This window comes from Pandoraea sp. XY-2 (assembly GCF_004193915.1).
GTDB classification, from domain to species: domain Bacteria; phylum Pseudomonadota; class Gammaproteobacteria; order Burkholderiales; family Burkholderiaceae; genus Pandoraea; species Pandoraea cepalis.
In genome coordinates this window covers 3972210-3993413 of the sequence record NZ_CP030849.1, presented here as the reverse complement: position 1 = coordinate 3993413, position 21204 = coordinate 3972210, and the positions used below count along the sequence as shown (strand labels likewise).

Sequence of the window (21204 nt, the reverse complement as noted above, 5' to 3'; positions counted from 1 at the left end):
ATGAAAGCTTCCGTGATTTTCCCCGCTACCGCCGCACAAGTCGAGTCGGCGGCACCTCCGAATGCCTCGGAAGTGTCGTCCTCGCGCGACAATGCGACGTCTCCCGCCCTCGATGCCGGGGACTTGGCCGTGCTTGCCGGTCAGATTCGCGCATGGGCGAGCGAACTCGGTTTTGGCCGGGTCGGCATCACGGACATCGATCTCTCGCACGCCGAAGCGGGGCTGCAACAGTGGCTCGACGACGGCTGTCATGGCGATATGGACTACATGGCGGCGCACGGCATGAAGCGCGCGCGGCCCGCGGAGCTGGTTCCCGGCACGGTGCGCGTCATCAGCGCACGCATGAACTATCTTCCGAACGACACCGACATGGCGAGCTGGCGCGAGCGTGAAACCGCGCGCGCGGCGATGCCTGCCGAGGCGGTCGTGTCGATCTATGCGCGCGGACGCGACTATCACAAGGTCATGCGCCATCGGCTGCAACAACTGGCCGAACGCATTACCCAGGCCATCGGGCCGTTCGGCTACCGCGCATTCACCGATTCGGCCCCGGTGCTCGAAGTCGAACTCGCGCAGAAGGCCGGGCTGGGCTGGCGCGGCAAGCACACCCTGCTGCTCTCGCGCGACGCGGGGTCGCTCTTCTTTCTCGGCGAAATCTTTGTCGACGTGCCGCTGCCGGTGGATGCCGATGCGCTCAGCACGCCGAGCGAGGTGCAAGGCAAGGCAACGGGGCACCGCCTGCAACCGGGCGAGCACTGCGGGCAATGTCAGCGATGCCGCGACGTTTGTCCGACCGGCGCCATCACCGAAGCGTTTCGCGTCGATGCGCGGTTGTGCGTGTCGTATCTGACGATTGAGCACAAGGGCGCGATTCCCGAGAATTTGCGCGCGAAGATGGGCAATCGCATCTATGGCTGCGACGATTGCCAGCTCTACTGCCCGTGGAACAAGTTTGCACAGCCGTCGCCGCTCGCCGATTTCGCTCCGCGCAACCGGCTCGATAGCGCCTCGCTCGTGGAACTGTTCGCCTGGAGCGAAACGGAATTCATGGATAAGCTGGCCGGCAGCCCTATTCGTCGTATTGGTCATGAGCGATGGTTGCGCAATCTGGCCGTGGGGCTCGGCAATGCGCTGCGCGACTCGGCAGATGCCGCCGCGCGCGCGCCGCTGCGCGATGCGTTGCTCGCGCGACGCGATCACCCATCGGCGTTGGTGCGCGAGCATGTCGAATGGGCGCTGGCCCAGGAAGGAGCCGCAGCTTGACCCCAGGCACCCACCCCGCGAGCGAGGACCTCACCGACGTCGACAATCTCGATGATCCGTCGGCGCCGCTAGCCTTCGCCCCCGAGGGCGCGACCTATGTGCGCAGTGTCACGCTCATCGACCAGTTCTGCGACACGATCTGGCTCGAAGACGGCCTCTCTCGCAATACGCTCGACGCTTACCGACGGGATTTGCGTCTCTTCGCGCAATGGCTCGCCGCCAAGCGCGAGACTTCGCTCGATGGCGTGGACGAGGCGGCGCTCGCCGCCTATCTCGCGTGGCGCCGTGAGAGTCTGGCGAGCAGCGTCAATCGTCGTCTGTCGGTCTTCAAACGGTTCTATCAATGGGCGCTGCGCGACCATGTCGTGCACCAGGACCCGTGTTTGCGCATCGCATCGGCCAAGCGTGCCCAGCGGTTGCCCTCGACATTGTCGGAGGCGCAGGTCGAAGCATTGCTGGCCGCCCCCGATCTGGCCCAGCCGCTTGGGTTGCGCGATCGCGCGATGCTCGAATTGATGTACGCGAGCGGTCTGCGCGTTTCGGAACTGGTCGCGCTCAAGACGATTGAAGTGGGATTGAACGAGGGCGTGCTGCGCATCTTCGGCAAGGGCGCTAAGGAGCGGCTGGTGCCGTTCGGCGAAGAGGCCAACGCGTGGCTCACGCGTTATCTGGCGCAGAGTCGAGGGGTGCTGCTGGCCGGTCGCGCCTGCGACACGCTGTTCGTCACGCAACGCGGCCAGGGGATGACGCGCCAGGCGTTCTGGTATCTGATCAAGCGCTATGCGTTGCAGGCGGACATTCGTGCGCCGCTCTCACCGCATACGCTGCGTCATGCCTTCGCGACGCATCTGATCAATCACGGCGCGGATCTGCGTGTGGTGCAGTTGTTGCTCGGCCACGCCGACATCTCCACCACACAGATCTACACGCACGTCGCGCGCGAACGCCTCAAGTCGCTGCACGCACAGCATCATCCGCGCGGGTGAGCGCTGTGTGTGAAGCGCGTGCTGCGTGGGCCACGTGGGCCACGTGGGCCGCGTGTACGGCAAGCAAGGCCGGCGCGGTAGGCGAGCGACGCCGCCGCGCCATCAAACTTCAAAGCAACGCCTTGAGCTTGTGCTTGAGCACCTTGCCCGTCGACGCGGCGGGCAGGGCATCGAGCACCCGAATCTGCGCCGGACGCTTGTACGGTGCGAGCCGCGTCGCCGCCCACGCGGCCAGTGCCGCGACGTCGATGGCATGTCCCGGGCGCGCCTCCACGAACGCGATCACCTGCTCGTTCTCCTCGTCGGGACGTCCGAGGACGGCCGCTTGCAGCACATCCGGATGGCTCGCCAGCGCCTGCTCGACTTCGAGCGGATAAACATTGAAGCCGGAGTGGATGATGAGTTCCTTGGCGCGTCCCGCGAGGAAGAGCGCGCCGTCTGCGGTGCGACGCGCCAGATCGCCGGTGCGCAGCCAGCCGTCGTCGGTCACGGCCGCCGCCGTCAATGCCGGGGCACGGTAGTACCCGAGCATTACGTTAGGACCCCGCACCCAGAGTTCGCCAACGTCACCATCGGGCAGGTCATGCCCGTCGCGATCGACAATACGGACCGTCACGCCGGGGATCGCCGGCCCCACGGCGCAGTCGTCGCGCGGGGCGTCGAGCAGCGTTTGCGAGACGGTCGGGCTACTCTCCGTCAACCCATACCCGTTGTGAATCGGCAGGCCATAGAACGCTTCGGCACGCGCCTTGAGCGCCGCATCGAGGGGCGAGCCGCCCGAGTAGACGAAGCGCAGCCGCGGTGCGATGAGCGCCCGGTTCTGCGCCGGCACATAGGCCATCAGGCGGGCGTGCATCGCGGGCACCCCTTGCAGGATCGTCAGCCCGTCGTGGGCGAGCGAATCGAGCACGGCTTCGGGGGCAAAGCGCGCGGCCAGCCGCAGCGTGCCGCCAGCGTACAGCGTGCCCAGACACACCGACGTCAGGCCATAGACATGCGAGATCGGCAGCACGCCGTAGGCGATATCGTCGGCACCGACGCGGCGCAGCGCGCTCGACACCGCGGCGATGAACATCAGGTTGCGATGCGAGAGACGAACGCCCTTGGGCGTGCCGGTCGTGCCCGTCGTGTAGATGAGCGCCGCGCATTGCAGCGCCGGATCGGTCTGCACCGGCTCGGCGGCGCTATCGGGGTCGATGTCGGACACCGCAATGGCGCCGAGCGCGAGGTCAGTCCAGGCGACCTTGGCGGCGTCCACCCGGGCGTGCGCGGCGGCATCGGGCGAGGCATCGACGGTGTAGATCGCGCAGCGCGGCTGCGCATGATCGCGAATGGCGTTCAATTCCGCGGCGCAGAGCCGCGCGTTGCACAGCAGCGGCCAGGCGTCGAGGGCTGCCACGGCGAGCAGCAGTACCACATACGCGATGCCGTTCTCACCGACGATCATCACGCGATCGCCGCCCCGCACGCCGTGCGCGCGCAGGCGCTCGGTGCAGGCGCTCACGGTGTTCGCCAGTGCCCCATAGGTGAGACGGCTGAAGTCGTCGATCAGGGCAATGCGCGTGGGCGCTTGCGCGGCGATCCGCGCGGGCAGCGTGTCGATGCGTGCGGGCAGATTCGCGAGCAAGCCGGCGGCGAAGGTGTCCGGATGAGAGGGGGCGGGAAAGGCTGACATGCCGGCATTGTAATGCGCTCGCCGTCATCGAGCATCGCACAAGCCGTCGAGGATGACGGCGGTGCGCGCATTCCGGGACCGCAGTCCTTGGCCGTTTCATTACAATAGGCGCCCATGAGCAAGACCAAACACGTCTCGGAAACGCCGGCCACGCAGTTTCTGAAGCAAAAGAAAGTGGCCTTCACCGAACATGTCTACGAGTACGTCGAGCATGGCGGGACCGGCGAATCGGCACGCCAGTTGGGCGTGCACGAGCATGCGGTTGTCAAGACGCTCGTCATGGAAGACGAGAAGTCCCGGCCGCTGATCGTCCTCATGCACGGCGACCGGACCGTCTCGACCAAGAACCTCGCGCGCCAGATCGGCGCCAAGCGCGTGGAGCCCTGCAAGCCTGAGGTCGCCCAGCGTCATTCGGGTTACTTGGTGGGCGGCACGTCGCCGTTCGGTACGAAGCGCGCGATGACCGTGTATGTGGAGGCGTCGATTCTCGATCTGCCGCGCATATTCATCAACGGCGGGCGACGCGGGTATCTCGTCGGCATCGCCCCGCAGGTGCTGCTCAATACGCTAGCGGCCAAGCCGGTGTCGTGTGCGCTGAGCGACGAGTAGACGCCACGGCACGGCGGCCTGCGCCTGTCCGATCGATACGATCCCGGCGCAACCCCGTGGTTGCCAGAATGGAGGGACGGAGCGCGTCAAGTAGAATGGCGGCCATTACACATTCTGCTCACGCTCGAAGTTCATGGCCACACTGGTTTTTATCGTTCTCGCGTATCTGATCGGCTCGTTGCCGTTTGCGGTGATCGTCAGCCGCACGATGGGTCTCGCCGACCCGCGCAGTTATGGCTCGGGCAACCCGGGCGCCACGAACGTGCTGCGCTCCGGCAACAAGAAGGCCGCCGTGCTCACGCTGATCGGCGACGCCCTCAAGGGTTGGCTTGCAGTCTATCTTGCGCAACGCTTCGCCGATACGTGGGGTGTAGGTGACTTCGGACTGGCGGCCGTGGCCCTCGCGGTCTTCATGGGCCATCTGTACCCGGTGTTTCTGCGCTTTGCCGGCGGCAAGGGCGTAGCGACGGCGGCCGGCGTCCTGTTCGCCATCCATCCGGTGCTGGGGCTTGCCGTGCTCGCAACCTGGCTCATCATCGCGATCTTCTTCCGCTATTCGTCGCTCGCGGCACTGGTGGCGGCGGTGTTCGCACCGCTTTACTACGTGTTCATGTCGGGCTTCGGACCGTACGCCCCAGCGGTGATCGTCATGGCGATCTTGCTGGTCTACCGGCACCGCGCCAACATCGGCAAGCTGATGGCGGGCAAGGAAAGCCGCATCGGGCAGAAGAAGGCGAAGTAAGGCCGGCGTTACATCGGCGCGGCCCGAACCCGGCACGGCCTGGACCATGACAAAACCCGCAGCGAGTCTGCGGGTTTTGCTTGTCTGCGGCGCGCGTCGGTCAGTCGCGGAAGTTGTTGAAGTCGAGCGGGGTGTCGGTCACGTCCTTGCGCAGCAGGGCCATGGCGCTTTGCAGGTCGTCGCGCTTGGCGCCCGCGATGCGCACGCTGTCGCCCTGGATGCTCGCCTGCACCTTCATCTTGCTGTCCTTGATCACGCGCACGATCTTCTTGGCCAGATCGCCTTCGACGCCTTTCTTCACCTTGACGACCTGCTTGACCTTGTCGCCGCTGATCTTCTCGACCTTGCCGTAGTCGAGGAAGCGCACGTCCACGTTGCGCTTGGCCATCTTGCTGATGAGCACCTGCGTGACTTGCTCGAGCTTGAAGTTGTCGTCGGCGAACAGCGTAAGTTCCTGCTCCTTGTGCTCGATTCGCGAGTCCGATCCCTTGAAGTCGAATCGTGTCGAGATTTCCTTGTTGGCCTGCTCGATGGCGTTCTTGACTTCAATCATGTTGGCTTCGCTAACCACGTCGAACGATGGCATCTGGCTCTCCTGAAAGGTAAAGGGTTCGTGAAATGGCACGCCGGGCGTGGCGCACGGCGGACCGTGGCGCCGGCGCACCCGTCCGGGACGACTGGGTCATGCGGGCAGCGCGAACCTCGGCCGCGTGGCCGCTATAATGGCGAGCAAAATTCTTTCGCCCGACATTGTAATTCAGCCGTCGCGCCCGCGTCCCATTCCGGATGCTGTCCGGGACGGCGGCCCCACGGATCACCCACGGATTTTTCCCGACTTCATGCCTCAGTTGCAACGCGACGTCAGCCTGCGCGACTTCAATACCTTCGGCCTGCCCGCCTCCGCCCGCTTTGTCGTGACGATCGACAGCGAAGCGGCGCTTCTCGATGCGCTCGCCATGCCCGAACTCGCAGGCTTGCCGCGTCTCGTGCTCGGCGGCGGAAGCAATGTGGTGCTCACGCGCGATTTCGACGGCGTGGTGTTCCGGATGGCGATTCGCGGCCGTGAGCGGCTCGCCGACGACGCGCACGCGCGCTATGTGCGCGGCGGTGCCGGCGAGGTCTGGCACGACTTCGTCGACTGGACGCTCTCGCAGGATTGTCCCGGCCTGGAAAATCTCGCCCTGATCCCGGGCACCCTCGGGGCTGCCCCGATTCAGAACATCGGTGCCTACGGGCTGGAACTGGCCGAGCGCTTCGCCGAGGTGCGCGCGCTCGATACGGCCACGGGCGCATTCGTCACCCTCACCCGCGAGGCGTGCGCGTTCGGCTATCGCGATTCGCTGTTCAAGCGCGAACCCGGGCGTTACCTCATCGTCTCGGTCACATTGCGGCTGCCACAGCCGTGGCAGCCCGTGACCGGCTATGCGGACGTGTCGCACACGCTTGCTCAGGCGGGCATCGAGCAGCCGAATGCGCGGCAGATCTTCGAGGCCGTGGCGGATATTCGCCGCCGCAAACTGCCCGATCCGGCCGACCTCGGCAACGCCGGGAGTTTCTTCAAGAATCCCGTGGTGGACGCCGCAACGTTTGCCGCACTGCGCGAGCGGTTTCCGCAAGCGGTCGGCTATGCGCAGCCGGACGGCGCCTGGAAAGTCGCCGCAGGCTGGTTGATCGACCAATGCGGCTGGCGCGGCAAGTCGCTCGGCCACGCGGGCGTGCATGAGCGTCAAGCACTCGTGCTCGTCAATCGAGGCGGCGCCAGCGGCGCGGAGATCGTGGCGCTCGCGCACGCCATACAGGCCAGCGTGCAGGAGCGCTTCGGTATCGGGCTCGAGCCCGAACCGCTCATGCTTTGATCGACGTGGCGTCGGGCAGGCGCTGCAGGTAATCGCGCCGCAGGTCGACGGTGGAGCGCACGCCGACGTCGTCGAAGTGCGCATCGAGCCAACGGCTCGCCGCCTCGCGGCCACGGTCGCGCAGCGTAGTGAGGAAGTGCCAGTCGGTCACGAATTTCGTCGATGACGACAAGTCGTACAGCGCCTTGTCCGCGCGAATCGAGTGAATCAACGGGTACTTCAGACGCTTGCGAAACTCGGGCTTGAGCCATCCTTCGTCGAGCAGTTTGTGCACGAAGGAAATGGCACGGAATTCGCGCTGTAGCGACGCATTGAAGGTGATCTCATTCACGCGATTCATGATCTGCCCCGGCAGCACGGGTTTCTCTTTGCGCTCGATCGGGTTGATGTGCACGATCAGGATGTCGCTCGTGAGCGTCTCGTAATAAAACGGATAGAGCGGCGGGTTGCCGAGATAGCCGCCATCCCAGTAAAAATCCTCGTCGATTTTCACCGGCTTGAAGAGCCACGGCAGACACGCCGACGCCATCGCGACGTCAAGCGTGATTTCGTGTGTGCGAAAGATGTGGATGTTGCCGGTGCGGACGTTGGTCGCGGACACGAACAGGCGCGTCGCGGTGCTTTCGCGCAACCGTTCGAAATCGACCTGCGCTTCGAGCACGGTGCGCAGCGGGTTGATTTCGGCCGGGGGCTGCGCGAACGGTGTCATCCATTGCTGCATGCTTTGCATCCAGTCGTGCCAGACCGGGTATTCGGTCGGACGGCCGTTGAGCCAGCTGAAGACGGTCTGTGCCCAGGCGGTTGCCGAGGAGCCTGCCTGCGACACGCCGAGCCAGAAGCTGTGCAGCGCCTCACGCGCCTTTTCGCGCGGGTCGACACCCGGACGATCAAGCAGGCCGTGCGCCAGTACGACGGCGTTCATCGTGCCGGCGGACGCGCCGCTGATGCCCTCGAATTCGAGACGTCCGTCTTCCAGCAATTTGTCGAGCACGCCCCAGGTGTAGGCCCCATGCGCACCGCCCCCTTGCAGCCCCAGGTCGATGCCTTTTCGCTTCGCGGAGCGCCCGCGTGAGGGTTTCGTGGATTTGGCGGGGCGCGCGCTCGGGGAGCCTCAGGTGTCTGCGCACCGCCCTTGGCCGAGAGGGTGTCGCTCGGCTCGTCGGTGTCGGAGGTGCGCTTGCGAGCGCGAGGCGAGGCGGATTTTTTTGTCGAGTTGCCGGCACGTGCCGGCCGGGTGAGTCCATCTGGCGGGAGCAACGGTACGTCGGTCGGCTCGAGATCGGTGCTCGTACCGTTCACTGATTCGGCAGCGGATTCGGCCGGCAGCGAGTGAGAGGACAGCGAGGCGGCCGAAGCCGCGGCCTGCGCATCGGCAGGGAGGGCATGAGCTCGGTCGCCGGTAGCATCATCGGCGGATTCGGGGGCAGACGCGACATAGTGAGTAGCGGCGCCGGGCCGCGCTGAACCGGCCGAGAGGGCGACGCCCGGGGGAGACCCCCCGCGCAGTCGCGATGCTGGCCGGTCGGTTAGCCGTAATGGCAGACGTAATCGAGCGTCTCCAAGACCTCGATATCGAACTTGCTGTTGCCCGGCACGGAGAACTGCTGACCGGCGGCGTACTCCTGCCACTCGGCCTGACCGGCCAGACGGATGCGGCAGCGGCCGCTCGTGACTTCCATGATTTCGGGCGCATCGGTGCCGAACTGGAGCGTGGCCGGGAAAATCACGCCCAGCGTCTTGCGCGTGCCGTCCGGGAAAAGCACGGTGTGCGACACGCACTTGCCGTCGAAATAGGTGTTGGCGCGCTTGATTACGGAAACGTTGTCGAACTGCGTTGCGTTTTGCGTCATGACCGAATGCGGAGTCGAATGCGATGGAAAGTCGCGATGATGGGTCGATAAGCCTGCCCCAACGGGGCAAACGTGAATTCATGCTAGCACGTTTCGAACGTCCATCCGTCTGCAATTTGTGCAATGCACAACGAATATGCCCCGTTGTGGTGCAAATTGCGAAATGTTCTGACGGACGATAAAGACTACAACGTGCGGTGATGAAGCGCGCGTCAACGAGGGACGCCTGCGCGTGAGCGATGATAGCGGAACGTTGGTCGCGGTGGGGATACCGGATGTTGGAGCGGGCGGCGAGGGTGACGCGAAGGTGATGCGAGGGACGTGCAGGGGACGTGCAGGGGACGTGCAGGGGAGGTGAAGGAGAGGTGAAGGGGAGGTGAAGGGGAGGTGCGGGGGAGGCGCTGGCGCGGTGGTCAAGGATAACGCCCCGGACGGCGTTGCACCGGTCCGGGCGTGTTCTGATCGACGCGTTAGACGCGACCGAGCATCAGGTATTCCATGAGCGCCTTCTGCACGTGCAGACGGTTCTCGGCTTCGTCCCAGACGACGCTTTGGGCGCCGTCGATCACGTCGGCCGACACTTCCTCGCCACGGTGCGCGGGCAGGCAGTGCATGAACAGTGCGTCCGGTTTGGCGCGCTGCATGAGGTCGGCGTTCACGCACCACTGAGCGAAGGCCGCTTTTCGCGCCTCGTTCTCCGCTTCATAGCCCATGCTCGTCCAGACGTCGGTCGACACGAGGTCCGCACCTTCGCACGCCTCGCGCGGGTCGTCGAACTCGCGCACGAACGGGCGGCTCGACTCGGCCACCATCGCCTGATCGAGGCGGTAGCCGGGCGGCGTCGAGATGTTGAACTGGAAGCCGAAGATCTCGGCGGCCTGAATCCACGTGTACGACATGTTGTTCGCGTCACCGATCCAAGTCACGGTCTTGCCCTTGATCGGGCCGCGATGCTCGTAGAACGTAAAGATATCCGCCATTACCTGGCACGGGTGATATTCGTTGGTCAGGCCGTTGATCACCGGTACGCGCGAGTGCTGCGCGAAGCGCTCGATGATCTCCTGACCGAACGTGCGAATCATGATGATGTCGGTCATTCGCGAGATCACCTGAGCCGCGTCTTCGATAGGTTCGCCACGGCCGAGCTGCGTGTCGCGCGTGTTCAGGAACACGGCGTGGCCACCCAACTGGTGAATCCCGGCTTCGAACGAGAGTCGCGTGCGTGTCGAGCTTTTCTCGAAAATCATCGCCAGCGTGCGGTCGTGCAGCGGGTGGTAAGTCTCGTAGTTCTTGAATTTCTTCTTGAGAATGCGGGTGCGCTCAAGCACGTAGTCGTACTCGTCGAGCGTCAAATCCGAAAACTGAAGGTAATGCTTGATGGGTTTGGCGGTGGTCATTTGGATGTTCTGCTGGAGGCCGATAGCGCGAGAATTCAAAGGGAACTCTCTTGCTTGCGGCACGACGAACAAGCCTTGAGGCCTGTCCCCGGTCAGGCGCGTGAAGGTGTTCTACCGGTTGCTGGCATCAGGGGGAACAGCCGCTAGTCTACCAAATCGTTTTGCCGTCACACGAAAAGCGTATGATCGAGCCCGATGCTGCACGGCCAAAAACGGCTGGCAAGACCGAAAAAAACATCGGCAGCGAGGGTGGGGGACAGGTTTGAGTCTTATATAAGATATAATACTGTCTCTGTCAGCGACGCTACCCGCGTATGGCTGGCCAGGTGCTTTTTGAGGTGATTGAGCGATATGACCGACCAGGTTCCCGCGCGCGAGTATTTCATCCAGGGGCTCACCCGGGGTGGCAAGAAGTTCCGTCCGAGTGACTGGGCGGAACGTCTGTGCGGCGCCGTGTCGTTTTGTGGCCGGCGCGATACCGGCCCGAACGCATACATGCAGTACTCCCCCTATGTGCGTCCGATCATGGTGGGCGACGTCAAATGCGTCGTTGTTGACGAGCGGTTGCGCGACATCGAGCCGATGGCTTTCGATTTCGTGATGAATTTTGCGCGTGACAACGACTTGCAACTGACCGAAGCCTGCTTCGTTCCCGACGTCAAGTAATCCCCCGTGGCCGTTTTGCGGCCAGACGTGAGTGTCGGGCCTTTGGCCCCGACTCACCGTCGCTTTACCCCTTCGTATTACCCCGTCGTAATACTCCGTCATCGCCCGTCGCCCGTCGCGCGGTGACCGCCCTTGCGGTTCACGCCATTCACGCATTCGTCCCGGATTATCTCGCAGCCGTGCAGTGGCTTGCGCGCGTGTCGCGTGAGTGTGGTCGGCGTTCTTTGGCTTTAGCGAAAAGAAAAAGCCCGCACGAAGCGGGCTTTTTTGTGTTCCGACCGGAGTCGGAACTGGCAAGCAATTGTGTCTGCTTGACCGCTTGCGCGGTTAGGCAGCAGCCGACATCGCCTTGATGGCGGCCGACAGGCGGCTCTTTTGACGAGCGGCGGTGTTCTTGTGAACGATCTTCTTGTCAGCGATGATGTCGATCGTCTTGGCCGACGTACGCAGCACTTCCTTGGCGGCGGCGGGATCGCCGGCGGCGATGGCCTTGCGGACCGCCTTGACTGCCGTACGCAGACGCGAACGCAGTGCCGAGTTGTGGGCGTTGATCTTAACGGTTTGACGCGCGCGCTTGCGTGCTTGTGCGGTATTTGCCATGTTCGGTGAATTCCTTGAATTGCTCCGCCTGATGCGGCTTCTATGCAGTTTGGCTCGGCTCCCTGGGAGACACGGTGGCCAGGAAGCAATCCATTGACTTCGAAACCGTTGATTATAGCCGAACGCCAATGGAAATTGCAACTTCTTTGCTGCAATGCTGTGCGTATAATACGCGCAACATGAATTTGCTCAAAGCTCTCGCTACGGTCAGCGGTTTCACGATGCTCTCGCGCATCACCGGTCTGGTCCGTGAAATCCTTATTGCACGCATGTTTGGCGCCGGTCCCATGACCGACGCCTACAACGTCGCATTCCGCATCCCCAATCTGTTGCGCCGCCTGTCCGCCGAAGGCGCGTTTTCGCAGGCCTTCGTGCCGATTCTGGCCGAATTCAAGTCGCAGCGCAGTCACGAGGAGACGAGAACCCTCGTCGATTCCGTGACCACCGTGCTGTTCTGGGGCTTGCTGGCGATCACGATTGCCGGGGTGCTCGGCGCGACCGGTGTCGTCTATGCCGTCGCGACCGGCCTCTCGCGTGAGAACGGCACGTTCGACTCAGCCGTGTTCATGACGCGCGTGATGTTCCCATACATCACGCTCATCTCGATCACGACCCTTGCCGCCGGGGTGCTCAACACGTGGCGGCGATTCTCGATGCCCGCGTTCGCGCCCGTGCTGCTCAATCTCTGTTCGATCATTGCCTCGCTGTGGGTCGCGCCGCATCTGGCGAAGCCGGTCTACGCGCTGGCCTTCGCGGTGATCGTGGGCGGCGTGCTGCAGTTGGTCATCCAGCTCCCGGCGCTCGCGCGCATCGACATGTTGCCGCGCATCACGATCAATATCGCGGCGGCGTTGCGTAACACCGGTGTGAAGCGGGTATTGGCAAAGATGGTGCCGGCCACGCTGGCCGTGTCGGTGGCGCAGGTGAGCCTTATCATCAACACGAACATCGCGTCGCGCCTCGCGCAGGGCAGCGTGTCGTGGCTGGCGTATGCCGACCGGCTGATGGAGTTTCCAACGGCATTGCTCGGCGTGGCACTGGGCACGATCCTGCTGCCGAGCCTCTCGCGCGCCCATGCCGATGGCGACGGTGCCGAGTATTCGGCCTTGCTGGACTGGGGGCTGCGGCTGACCTTCCTGCTGGCGATGCCGAGTGCCGTCGCGCTGTTCGTCTACGCCGAGCCGCTGACCGCAACGCTCTATCAGTATGGCCGTTTCGACGCAACCGACGTCGCGATGACGGCGCACGCGCTGACCGCCTACGGCGTCGGGCTGGTTGGCCTGATTCTCATCAAGATTCTGGCGCCCGGCTTCTACGCCAAGCAGGACATTAAAACGCCGGTGAAGATCGCCGTCGTGGTGCTCGTTGCCACGCAGCTCTCCAACCTGCTCTTCGTTCGGTGGTTCGCCCATGCGGGGCTTTCGCTGTCGATCGGCGTGGGCGCGTGCATGAATGCGGTGTTGCTGTTCGCGGGGCTTTACAAGCGTGGCATCTACCGGCCGGCGCCCGGATGGCGTCTGTTCTTCGTGCAATTGCTGGCCGCGTGCCTGATTCTGGCGGGCTTGCTGCTGTGGTTCACCCAAAGCTTCGACTGGGTGGCGATGGGCGCCCGCCCGCTCTCGCGCATTGCGCTGCTTGGCGCCAGTCTGGTGCTATGCGCGGTGGTGTATTTCGGGGCATTATTCCTCATGGGTTTCAACTTCTCGTTCTTCCGCCGACGCACTCGCTAGCGATTCGCTCGCAGGCCGCTGACACGGCAGACTCCACGGATACCGCATGGCGAATCGATTTCTCGAGTATTTTGCTGCGCTGGTCGCGTCCGACGACGGCCTGCCGCTGACCGAAGCGGCCATCGCCATCGCGCAAGACGTCTATCCCGATCTCGATGTCCAGGACACGCTGACCCGGATCGACGCGCTTGCCGCGCGTCTGGCCAAGCGTCTTCCGCCCGACGCCGGACCGCTGCAGAAGCTCCAGTTGCTCGACCACTTCTTCTTCCGCGAACTTGGCTTCTCCGTCAACCAGAACGATTACTACGACCCGGACAACAGCCACCTGCATATCGTGCTGGACCGGCGTCGCGGCATTCCGATTTCGTTGGCCGTGCTCTGCATGGAGATTGGCCACCAGATCGGCTTGCCGCTGCGGGGCCTGTCGTTCCCGGGGCATTTCCTGCTACGGCTTGCAGTGCCGGCCGGCGACGTGGTCATCGACCCGATCTCGGGCAACTCGCTTTCGCCGCAGCGACTGCTCGAAATGGTCGAGCCCTATCTGAAGCACTATCGCGACGAGAGCGCCGAGCCGATTCAGGAGTTGGCGCTGTGGGCGTTGCTGCACCCCTTTCTGGAGCCCGCCACGCCGCGAGAAATTCTGGCGCGGATGTTGCGCAATCTGCGAGCGATATACACGCAGAACGAGCGGTGGGAACGCGTGCTTGCAGTGCAGGAACGCATGGTGCTCGTCTTGCCCGACCAGCCGGTCGAGCAGCGCGATCGCGGGCTGGCCTATGCTCGCCTGGGGCTGGTACGTCCGGCGCATGACGACCTCGAGCACTATCTGGGCACGCGCCCCGATGCCGAAGACGCCAATGCGATTCGGCAGATTCTCGACGACCTGAGCCGTCGTCCGGGCAGCCACGGATAACCGTCTGCGCCTCCTGTTTTTCCTCGTCGCTTCCGTCGTCTCGAATGCAGAACGCCAGCCGTGCCGGCTGGCGCTGCGACCTCGCGCGTCGTTCGTTGCGGCACGCGGCCCATCATGCCGACTGCGCCGCCAACTCCTGGACTCGTCGTTGCAGACTGGGTTTGTAGCCGAAATGAAAGAACACCTCGGCCATCAGGAACATCGGTGCGATAAAGATCTGGAAGACGTTATCGAGCAGCGCGGGCTTGCGGCCCTCGAAATGATGGCCGATCAATTGAACGATCCAGCCGCCGACGAACAGCACGCCAAAGACGGTCAGCGCCCACGGCCACGACAATGCGGCCAGGTGCTGCGTGATGGCCAGCAGCGCGGCGAAGAAGGCCGTCATGGCGAGTGCCAGCGGGACATCGAGCAGGAAGTAATACATCAGCAACACCAGCACGATCACATGCGCGACATTCAGGCCGCTCGGGCCGAGCGGCAGCGTTGAGAACGCCTGCATCACGGCCAGTATGATCATGGGAACGCCGAAGAAATGGGTCAGACGATTCTTGGGACTGCGGTGATAGCGCTGGTAGAACGACATCTGTTGCGCCAGTGATTTCATGCCAGCCTCCTGCCATGGGGACGGGAAGAACGCGGGATCGCCACCGACAGCCTCGGCGATTGAACCGACCGCAAGTGTGTTCGGATCTCCATTGTAGTCATCGCCGCAACGACGGTTTGTTGCATTGCGGCAATTCGACTCGCCTCGTTGATGCGCCGGGAGCGACACGCCCTGACATCGGCAAAAAAGGCGGCCCAGGGTGACCTGGCCGCCTTTCTCTACGTCGTCGTTTGCGCCGACCCTGCCCCGGGGCGCGGCGAATGCCGCACGGGGTCAAAGGAGCGACGCTCGCGTGCTTACTTCAGTGCGTCGAACACGCGCGCACGAATTTCGTCCACGCTGCCTTGCCCCGAGATCTTGCGGTACTGCGGTGCCTCGACGGTCGCGCCCGGGCTGCCATGCTTCGCCCAATCCGAGTAGTAGGCCACGAGCGGCTTGGTCTGCGATTCGTACACGCTCAGGCGCTTCTTGACGGTGTCTTCCTTGTCGTCGTCGCGCTGCACGAGCGGTTCGCCGGTCACGTCGTCCTTGCCTTCGACCTTGGGCGGGTTGAACGTGACGTGGTACGTACGACCCGATGCCGGATGCGTGCGACGACCGCTCATGCGCGTGATGATTTCGTCGAAAGGCACGTCGATCTCGAGCACGAAGTCGATGGCGACACCGGCGTCCTTCATGGCTTCCGCCTGCGCAATCGTGCGCGGGAAGCCGTCGAACAGGTAGCCGCTTTTGCAGTCGTCGGCGCCCAGGCGCTCACGCACCATGCCAATGATGACGGCGTCCGGCACGAGGTCGCCCGCGTCCATGTAACGCTTGGCTTCGAGGCCAAGCTGAGTGCCTTCCTTGATCGCGGCGCGCAGCATGTCGCCGGTCGAGATTTGCGGGATGCCGAATTTCTCTTTGATGAAAGTGGCTTGGGTGCCCTTGCCGGCCCCGGGTGCCCCCAACAAAATCAGACGCATCAATGACTCCTGAAAGTTTGTGATTTGTGAATGCTGTGCGTGCGGCAGGCAGGCGCGTCCCCGGGATTCGGCAGCGGTTGCGGGTCGGGTGACCGGCCAACCGCGCTGCGCGCAGGCGACGCGTCGGCAGGGCGCGTCGCGCGCGGCCGGGGAGGCTGCTCGCGAGAATCAGAGCGATTATGCCACGATGAGCCCGTCTGGCGGCGTTTTGCCGACCGATGCGCGTCGTACCGGTGCGATTTCCGGGACAAGCGCGCGAGCGATTGGCCGGCGTGCCAACACCGGCATTCGTGCTGAATCGGGCGTTAGTTACGCAGCAGCGCGCGAACGCGCTCCAGATCATCCGCCGTGTCGACGCCCGGCAGCGGGGCGTCGGCGGTCACGAGCACGGCAATGCGCTCGCCATGCCAGAGGGCACGGAGCTGCTCGAGCGATTCGGCGGTCTCGATCGGGGCCTGCGGCAGGCTCGGATAAGTGCGCAGGAATTTGGCGCGATAGGCGTAAAGCCCAATGTGACGAAAGACGGGTGTGGTTGCCGCGGGTAACGTTGCGGTGTGGGCAAGCCCGGCGGACCAGGCATCGCGCGACCACGGAATCGGCGCGCGCGAGAAGTAGAGTGCGCGGCTATGGGCGTCGAGCACGACCTTGACCACATTCGGCGAGAAGATCTCCGCGTTGTCAGTGATCGGATGCGCCGCCGTCGACAGGGCACATTCCGGGTGCTCGGCCAGATGCGCCGCGACCGCGTGCACCAGACGCGGATCGATGAGTGGCTCGTCGCCCTGCACATTGACGACGATCGTGTCGTCGGGCCAACCCTGCTGGACGGCCACCTCGGCGAGACGATCGGTGCCCGTCGGGTGATCCGCACGCGTCAGGGCGACATCGAAGCCGTGCGCGGCGACGGCATCGGCCACACGCTGTGAGTCGGTCGCGACGACCACCTGACACGCCCCCGATTCGCGCGCCCGCTCGGCCACGCGCACGACCATCGGCTTGCCGCCGATATCGGCGAGCGGCTTGTTCGGTAGACGCGTCGACGCGAGACGCGCCGGAACGACGGCGACAAAGTCGACGGTGTTCATCGAATCGCTCACGATGCCGGCTTGTCGCCGCTCAGCGGCACAGGCGTACCTTCGACGGACTGGCGCGCTTCATCGGCCAGCATGACGGGAATGCCGTCACGAATCGGGTAAGCGAGCTTGTCGGCGTGGCAAATCAGCTCCTGGGCTTTCTTGTCGTACTCCAGGGGGCCCTTGCACAACGGGCAGACGAGAATCTCAAACAGTCGGTTGTCCACGCAATTTCTCCACTACCAGGGATACGAGGCGCGCGTCGAGCGCTGCCTCCGCAGGCACGGCCCACACACGCGGGTCGGACCAGGTGACGCATTTTACTGCATCCTTTTCGGTGATCAGGATGGCATCGGCCGCGGCGCCGTCGAACGGATTCGTCGCAAAGTCGTAATGATCGGGCAGCGCCAGCGTCTCGATCTGCAGACCCGCGGCACGCAGCGCCGCGAAGAAGCGCTCGGGCGCGCCGATACCGGCCGCCGCCAACACGCGTTTGCCCGAGAAGTGCGCCAGCGCCCGGGTCAGGCTCGGCTGGCTCACGCACCAGGCATCGCCCAGCTTAAGTGTCAGCCGCCAGGTGTCTGGCCACTCGGGGAGTGTTTTGCCGTAAGGGTCGTTGATCAGATTGGCGTCGCGTCGGCGCGAGAGCGGTTCGCGCAAGGGGCCGGCGGGCAGCAGGAAGCCATTGCCGCCCAGCCGGTGGTCGAATACCGCGATCTCGACGTCACGCGCGAGCGCGTAATGTTGCAGGCCGTCGTCGCAAACGATGACGTCGCATGCCGGATGCGCGGCCAGCAGCGCGCGGCCACCTTCGACACGCGACGGCCACACCCACACCGGCACCCCCGTGCGCTTGGCGATCAGCAGCGGCTCGTCGCCGACCGCGTCGGGGCGTGCCGTTGGACTCACTTCGGTCGGACGTGGCAGCGTTGCCCCATATCCGCGCGACAGAACGCCGGGCGTATAGCCGAGCGCGCGCAACGCGCCGACCAGCGCGATGACAGTCGGCGTTTTACCGGTGCCCCCCACGGTGAGATTGCCGACGACGACGACCGGAACCGGCAGCCGCGTCGACGTTCTCCATCCCCGGCGAAAGCTCAGGCGCCGCCAGGCCGCCATGGCGGCAAAAACCCACGATATCGGCCACAGCAGCCAGGCGATGAGTCCTCGTCGTTGCCACTGGGCGCTGACCCAATGCACCAACGCGCCCGACAGACGTGGCACCAGCGCGCGCGAGCGCACGCCCGCGGCAGGGCTGGGGTGTGATGAAGGTGTCGTCATCGGGCCGGTTGACCCGCCGCGCCGTGGGCCGTCGTCGAGCGTGCGGCGAACGTCAGGCGAGACAGACCGGCCTCGCGGGCGGCTTCCATGACGTTGATGACCGACTGATGCGCGCTTTTGGCGTCGGCATTGATCACGACGACCGGCGACTCGGCTTCGGTGTTCGCGGGACCGACCGCTTGACGCAGCGCTGCCGTAAGGCTCGCGACATCGCGCTGTGCGAGCGCGTGCCGGTCGATGGCGTAACTGCCGTCGGCGCCGACCGAGACCACGATTTGACGCGGCGGCACGACAGCCTTCTGTGCGTCGGCCGTCGGGAGGTTGACCTTCAGCGCGGTGTAGCGCGTGTAGGTCGTGGTGACCATCAGGAAGATCAGAATGACCAGCAGCACGTCGATGAGCGGGATCAGGTTGATCTCCGGTTCGTCGCGTGTGGAGAGACCTCGACGGAAATTCATCGTGCGCCCCTCGGATCAATGCCGCGGCAGCGTGGCATCGAGGAAATGGACCGCCTGCGTCTCGAGTTCGACCAGGAACGCGTCGACACGGGTGCGGTAGTAACGATAGAAGATCATCGCGGGAATCGCGATCATCAGACCGAAGCCGGTGTTATAGAGCGCAACCGAAATGCCGTGCGCCAATTGCGCGGGATCCGTGCCGGAGGCGTCTTGCGCACCAAAGATTTCGATCATGCCGACGACGGTGCCGAACAGGCCCATCAGCGGTGCGACCGACGCGATGGTGCCGAGCGCGGGTAGAAAACGCTCCAGCTCGTGCGCGACAGCACGTCCGGTCTCTTCCAATGCTTCTTTCGCGCCGTCGCGCGGACCCTGCGGGTTGTGGGCGACGTAGCGAACGCCGGTGGCGAGCACGCGCCCGAGCATCGAGCCGCGCGCCAACGCGTCGGTCGCGTCTTGCTTGCCTGAACCCCGCCTGGCGAGCGTGATGGCATTTTCGAGCACGCCGCTAGGCAGCACCCGGGTGCGGCGCAGCGACAGGGCGCGCTCGACGATCAGGGCGAGCGCGAAAACGGAGGCGATGAGAAGCGGCCAGATGGGCCAGCCGGCGGCCTGGATAACGGCAAACAAGGACGACCTCTTACTTATTGCGGGGGATCGGGCAAACGAGTCCGAACTGTAGCTTGCAGGGGGGGGATGGGCAAGCACCGTTTTCCACACGACAGGCGCACAAGGATGTGGAAAAGCTTGGGATACATTCGGCAACTTATTGATGCGACGTGATTTTTTTCTCCGTGATGAAAAAATGGGCAGGAAAACGTTTCAGAAATGAACACACCCGCAAACTCACGATTCCCAGTCAATCGCCGCGCGCCTGTGGATAACTATGTGAACATGTCGGCGAATCAAGAGATCCCGTCACGATGGCGTTGATATCGCGTCGCCGCATCGCCGCGAAGCGCTCCGCAAGGGCCAATAAATCAAGGGTTTGGCATCGGGGCGAAGGAAAAATGCGGCGACCGGGCGAGAAAACCCTTAAATTAGCGGGCCTGTGGACAGCTTTTTGCCGGCAAACACGCATGAACTTATCTTTCAACGACGCCCGGCCCGCTGGTGGCGCGGATCGCGTGCTAAGTGTTTCGGATTTGAACAAAGCCGTGGCCGGCGTGCTGGAGCGGAGCTTCCCCCTGGCATGGGTCAGCGGCGAAATTTCGAACTTCACGCGCGCGGCAAGCGGCCATTGGTATTTCTCGATCAAGGATGCGCAAGCGCAAATGCGCTGCGTGATGTTTCGCGGCCGCGCCCAGCACGCCGATTTCTCGCCGAAGGAGGGCGATCGGGTCGAAGTCCGCGCGCTGCTCTCCATGTATGTACCGCGCGGGGAGGTGCAGCTCAATGTCGAAGCGATTCGCCGCGCCGGGCAAGGCAATCTGTATGAGGCGTTTCTGCGACTCAAGGAAAAGCTGGCGGCGGCCGGGCTGTTCGACGCGGCGCGCAAGCGCGAGTTGCCGCGCTATGCCCGTCGCATCGGCGTCGTAACGTCGCTGCAGGCGGCAGCCCTGCGCGACGTGCTGACGACGCTCGCCCGGCGCGCACCGCACGTCTCGGTCGTCGTCTATCCGGCGCCGGTGCAGGGCGCCGATGCCGCCATGCGGCTCGCGGCGGCACTCGACACGGCCAACGCTCGCCGCGAGGTCGATACCCTGTTGCTTTGCCGGGGCGGCGGTGCCATCGAAGACCTGTGGGCATTCAACGAGGAAGTGCTGGCCCACGCGATCGCGCGCAGCGAGCTGCCCGTGGTGTCCGGTGTGGGACATGAAACCGATTTCACCATTGCCGATTTTGTGGCGGACGTTCGGGCGCCCACGCCGACGGCGGCGGCGGAGCTGATCAGTGCGTCGCGCGACGAATGTTTGCGCGAGCTCGACCGTGAGCGCCAACGCCTGACGCGGGCCATGTGGCGCATGCTCGAGCAACGCGCCCAGCAGCTCGACAGTGTGTCGCGCGCGCTGGTGTCGCCGCGTGAGCGTCTGGCGCGCCAGCGGGGCGAACTGGCTCACTTGGCCGATCGATTGCGTCACGCGCTTGAACGCCCGCTGGCCCAGCGCCGCGGCCGCTTCGAAATGCTGCGCTTGCGCCTGACGCGCGCCGTACCCGGCATCGCCCCGCAACACGAGCGCATTGCGCTCCTCTCGCAGCGCCTGCATAGCGCGATGTCACGTCGTACAGAGCGCTCGACACAACGGCTGGCCGATGCAACGGCGCAACTCGAGCTGCTCAACCCGCGCCGCACGCTGCAGCGCGGCTATGCCGCCGTGCTCGACGCCAAGGGGCAGCCGTTGCGCGACCCCCGCAAACTCCAGCGCGGCCAGCATGTGACGATGCATCTGGCCGACGGCGCGGCCGACGTGGGTATTGGTGATGTTCAGGTCAGGCTAGACGATACTTTTTAGCGGGGCTCGGTGCGGCAATCCGAGTCAATCGCGGGCATCGTGCGTCGATCAGGCGGTATTGGCCAGCAATCGTCGCGTTGAAG

Annotated in this window: 22 protein-coding genes; 9 read left to right on the top strand and 13 right to left on the bottom strand. The window is 64.3% G+C overall.

The window, feature by feature from the left end; genetic code table 11:
* Entirely contained in the window at positions 1-1263 is a 1263-nt protein-coding gene (queG, locus tag DRB87_RS17960; protein ID WP_240756050.1) for a tRNA epoxyqueuosine(34) reductase QueG, read from the top strand.
* 98 nt (positions 1264-1361) lie between these two features.
* Positions 1362-2249: a site-specific tyrosine recombinase XerD gene (gene xerD / locus DRB87_RS17955; protein ID WP_240756329.1), complete on the top strand. Its 888-nt coding sequence runs from the start codon at positions 1362-1364 to the stop codon at positions 2247-2249.
* Positions 2250-2358: 109 nt separating this feature from the next.
* Here the strand turns inward: xerD and DRB87_RS17950 are convergent, their stop codons facing one another.
* The gene (locus DRB87_RS17950; RefSeq protein ID WP_130026863.1) at positions 2359-3924 is read right to left on the bottom strand and encodes a class I adenylate-forming enzyme family protein; all 1566 of its coding nucleotides are present in this window, start codon (positions 3922-3924) and stop codon (positions 2359-2361) included.
* 114 nt (positions 3925-4038) lie between these two features.
* Between DRB87_RS17950 and ybaK the strand changes: the two genes are divergently transcribed.
* Both ybaK and plsY read left to right on the top strand, forming a co-directional pair.
* On the top strand, positions 4039-4533 hold the full coding sequence (gene ybaK / locus DRB87_RS17945) for a Cys-tRNA(Pro) deacylase (protein WP_130026862.1): 495 nt from the start codon (positions 4039-4041) through the stop codon (positions 4531-4533).
* A gap of 133 nt (positions 4534-4666) precedes the next feature.
* Positions 4667-5275 carry a glycerol-3-phosphate 1-O-acyltransferase PlsY gene (plsY, locus tag DRB87_RS17940; RefSeq protein ID WP_017232735.1) on the top strand — a complete coding sequence of 203 codons (609 nt, stop codon included), beginning with the start codon at positions 4667-4669 and terminating at the stop codon, positions 5273-5275.
* A 100-nt stretch (positions 5276-5375) separates the two neighbouring features.
* On the opposite strand, the gene DRB87_RS17935 is transcribed toward plsY, so the two are convergent.
* Positions 5376-5861 carry a YajQ family cyclic di-GMP-binding protein gene (locus tag DRB87_RS17935; protein ID WP_017232736.1) on the bottom strand — a complete coding sequence of 162 codons (486 nt, stop codon included), beginning with the start codon at positions 5859-5861 and terminating at the stop codon, positions 5376-5378.
* Between the two features lie 253 nt (positions 5862-6114).
* On the opposite strand from DRB87_RS17935, the gene murB reads away from it, so the two are divergent.
* A complete protein-coding gene (murB, locus tag DRB87_RS17930) occupies positions 6115-7131 on the top strand; it encodes a UDP-N-acetylmuramate dehydrogenase (RefSeq protein WP_130026861.1) in 1017 nt (338 codons plus the stop codon).
* Here the strand turns inward: murB and DRB87_RS17925 are convergent.
* The 3 genes from DRB87_RS17925 to argF all read right to left on the bottom strand — a co-directional run bounded on the left by DRB87_RS17925 (position 7121) and on the right by argF (position 10378).
* Positions 7121-8122 (bottom strand): patatin-like phospholipase family protein, encoded by a 1002-nt coding sequence (locus DRB87_RS17925; protein WP_240756049.1) that lies wholly within the window; start codon positions 8120-8122, stop codon positions 7121-7123. The genes murB and DRB87_RS17925 overlap by 11 nt on opposite strands.
* Before the next feature lie 535 nt (positions 8123-8657).
* Entirely contained in the window at positions 8658-8981 is a 324-nt protein-coding gene (locus DRB87_RS17920) for a pyrimidine/purine nucleoside phosphorylase (RefSeq protein WP_130026860.1), read from the bottom strand.
* A 470-nt stretch (positions 8982-9451) separates the two neighbouring features.
* Complete coding sequence (gene argF, locus DRB87_RS17915) at positions 9452-10378, bottom strand: ornithine carbamoyltransferase (RefSeq protein ID WP_017232740.1); 927 nt, start codon at positions 10376-10378, stop codon at positions 9452-9454.
* A 351-nt stretch (positions 10379-10729) separates the two neighbouring features.
* On the opposite strand from argF, the gene DRB87_RS17910 reads away from it, so the two are divergent.
* Positions 10730-11044: a DUF3579 domain-containing protein gene (locus DRB87_RS17910; RefSeq protein WP_130026859.1), complete on the top strand. Its 315-nt coding sequence runs from the start codon at positions 10730-10732 to the stop codon at positions 11042-11044.
* A gap of 327 nt (positions 11045-11371) precedes the next feature.
* Here DRB87_RS17910 and rpsT read toward each other — a convergent pair whose 3' ends face one another.
* Entirely contained in the window at positions 11372-11644 is a 273-nt protein-coding gene (gene rpsT, locus DRB87_RS17905) for a 30S ribosomal protein S20 (RefSeq protein WP_130026858.1), read from the bottom strand.
* 179 nt (positions 11645-11823) lie between these two features.
* Here rpsT and murJ point away from each other — a divergent pair, with 179 nt between their 5' ends.
* Together murJ and DRB87_RS17895 are read left to right on the top strand one after the other, a co-directional pair.
* The gene (murJ, locus tag DRB87_RS17900) at positions 11824-13374 is read left to right on the top strand and encodes a murein biosynthesis integral membrane protein MurJ (protein ID WP_026131734.1); all 1551 of its coding nucleotides are present in this window, start codon (positions 11824-11826) and stop codon (positions 13372-13374) included.
* Positions 13375-13420: 46 nt separating this feature from the next.
* A complete protein-coding gene (locus DRB87_RS17895; protein WP_130026857.1) occupies positions 13421-14287 on the top strand; it encodes a SirB1 family protein in 867 nt (288 codons plus the stop codon).
* A 112-nt stretch (positions 14288-14399) separates the two neighbouring features.
* Here DRB87_RS17895 and DRB87_RS17890 read toward each other — a convergent pair whose 3' ends face one another.
* From DRB87_RS17890 to DRB87_RS17860, 7 genes are all read right to left on the bottom strand, one after another.
* Positions 14400-14894: a DUF962 domain-containing protein gene (locus tag DRB87_RS17890; protein WP_130026856.1), complete on the bottom strand. Its 495-nt coding sequence runs from the start codon at positions 14892-14894 to the stop codon at positions 14400-14402.
* A gap of 296 nt (positions 14895-15190) precedes the next feature.
* Entirely contained in the window at positions 15191-15856 is a 666-nt protein-coding gene (gene adk, locus DRB87_RS17885; protein WP_130026855.1) for an adenylate kinase, read from the bottom strand.
* A 305-nt stretch (positions 15857-16161) separates the two neighbouring features.
* On the bottom strand, positions 16162-16941 hold the full coding sequence (gene kdsB, locus DRB87_RS17880; RefSeq protein WP_130027944.1) for a 3-deoxy-manno-octulosonate cytidylyltransferase: 780 nt from the start codon (positions 16939-16941) through the stop codon (positions 16162-16164).
* Positions 16942-16949: 8 nt separating this feature from the next.
* Positions 16950-17156, bottom strand: a complete 207-nt coding sequence (locus tag DRB87_RS17875; protein ID WP_017232748.1) for a Trm112 family protein — start codon at positions 17154-17156, stop codon at positions 16950-16952.
* Entirely contained in the window at positions 17137-18153 is a 1017-nt protein-coding gene (lpxK, locus tag DRB87_RS17870) for a tetraacyldisaccharide 4'-kinase (RefSeq protein ID WP_130027943.1), read from the bottom strand. The genes DRB87_RS17875 and lpxK overlap by 20 nt, the downstream gene beginning before the upstream one ends.
* A 53-nt stretch (positions 18154-18206) precedes the next feature.
* On the bottom strand, positions 18207-18668 hold the full coding sequence (locus DRB87_RS17865) for a biopolymer transporter ExbD (protein WP_130026854.1): 462 nt from the start codon (positions 18666-18668) through the stop codon (positions 18207-18209).
* Positions 18669-18683: 15 nt separating this feature from the next.
* A complete protein-coding gene (locus tag DRB87_RS17860; protein ID WP_130027942.1) occupies positions 18684-19298 on the bottom strand; it encodes a MotA/TolQ/ExbB proton channel family protein in 615 nt (204 codons plus the stop codon).
* Positions 19299-19747: 449 nt separating this feature from the next.
* Here DRB87_RS17860 and xseA point away from each other — a divergent pair, with 449 nt between their 5' ends.
* Positions 19748-21121, top strand: a complete 1374-nt coding sequence (gene xseA / locus DRB87_RS17855) for an exodeoxyribonuclease VII large subunit (RefSeq protein WP_130026853.1) — start codon at positions 19748-19750, stop codon at positions 21119-21121.
* The last annotated feature ends 83 nt before the right edge of the window (positions 21122-21204 follow it).

Excerpts from the sequence above, each read along its gene's own strand:
- queG (WP_240756050.1), top strand. The coding sequence starts at position 1 with ATGAAAGCTTCCGTGATTTTCCCCGCTACCGCCGCACAAGTCGAGTCG.
- argF (WP_017232740.1), bottom strand. The coding sequence starts at position 10,378 with ATGACCACCGCCAAACCCATCAAGCATTACCTTCAGTTTTCGGATTTG.
- DRB87_RS17920 (WP_130026860.1), bottom strand. The coding sequence starts at position 8,981 with ATGACGCAAAACGCAACGCAGTTCGACAACGTTTCCGTAATCAAGCGC.
- DRB87_RS17895 (WP_130026857.1), top strand. The coding sequence starts at position 13,421 with ATGGCGAATCGATTTCTCGAGTATTTTGCTGCGCTGGTCGCGTCCGAC.
- DRB87_RS17935 (WP_017232736.1), bottom strand. The coding sequence starts at position 5,861 with ATGCCATCGTTCGACGTGGTTAGCGAAGCCAACATGATTGAAGTCAAG.
- DRB87_RS17910 (WP_130026859.1), top strand. The coding sequence starts at position 10,730 with ATGACCGACCAGGTTCCCGCGCGCGAGTATTTCATCCAGGGGCTCACC.
- DRB87_RS17890 (WP_130026856.1), bottom strand. The coding sequence starts at position 14,894 with ATGAAATCACTGGCGCAACAGATGTCGTTCTACCAGCGCTATCACCGC.
- plsY (WP_017232735.1), top strand. The coding sequence starts at position 4,667 with ATGGCCACACTGGTTTTTATCGTTCTCGCGTATCTGATCGGCTCGTTG.
- kdsB (WP_130027944.1), bottom strand. The coding sequence starts at position 16,941 with ATGAACACCGTCGACTTTGTCGCCGTCGTTCCGGCGCGTCTCGCGTCG.
- ybaK (WP_130026862.1), top strand. The coding sequence starts at position 4,039 with ATGAGCAAGACCAAACACGTCTCGGAAACGCCGGCCACGCAGTTTCTG.
- murJ (WP_026131734.1), top strand. The coding sequence starts at position 11,824 with ATGAATTTGCTCAAAGCTCTCGCTACGGTCAGCGGTTTCACGATGCTC.
- DRB87_RS17950 (WP_130026863.1), bottom strand. The coding sequence starts at position 3,924 with ATGTCAGCCTTTCCCGCCCCCTCTCATCCGGACACCTTCGCCGCCGGC.
- adk (WP_130026855.1), bottom strand. The coding sequence starts at position 15,856 with ATGCGTCTGATTTTGTTGGGGGCACCCGGGGCCGGCAAGGGCACCCAA.
- xseA (WP_130026853.1), top strand. The coding sequence starts at position 19,748 with ATGAACTTATCTTTCAACGACGCCCGGCCCGCTGGTGGCGCGGATCGC.
- DRB87_RS17865 (WP_130026854.1), bottom strand. The coding sequence starts at position 18,668 with ATGAATTTCCGTCGAGGTCTCTCCACACGCGACGAACCGGAGATCAAC.
- rpsT (WP_130026858.1), bottom strand. The coding sequence starts at position 11,644 with ATGGCAAATACCGCACAAGCACGCAAGCGCGCGCGTCAAACCGTTAAG.
- murB (WP_130026861.1), top strand. The coding sequence starts at position 6,115 with ATGCCTCAGTTGCAACGCGACGTCAGCCTGCGCGACTTCAATACCTTC.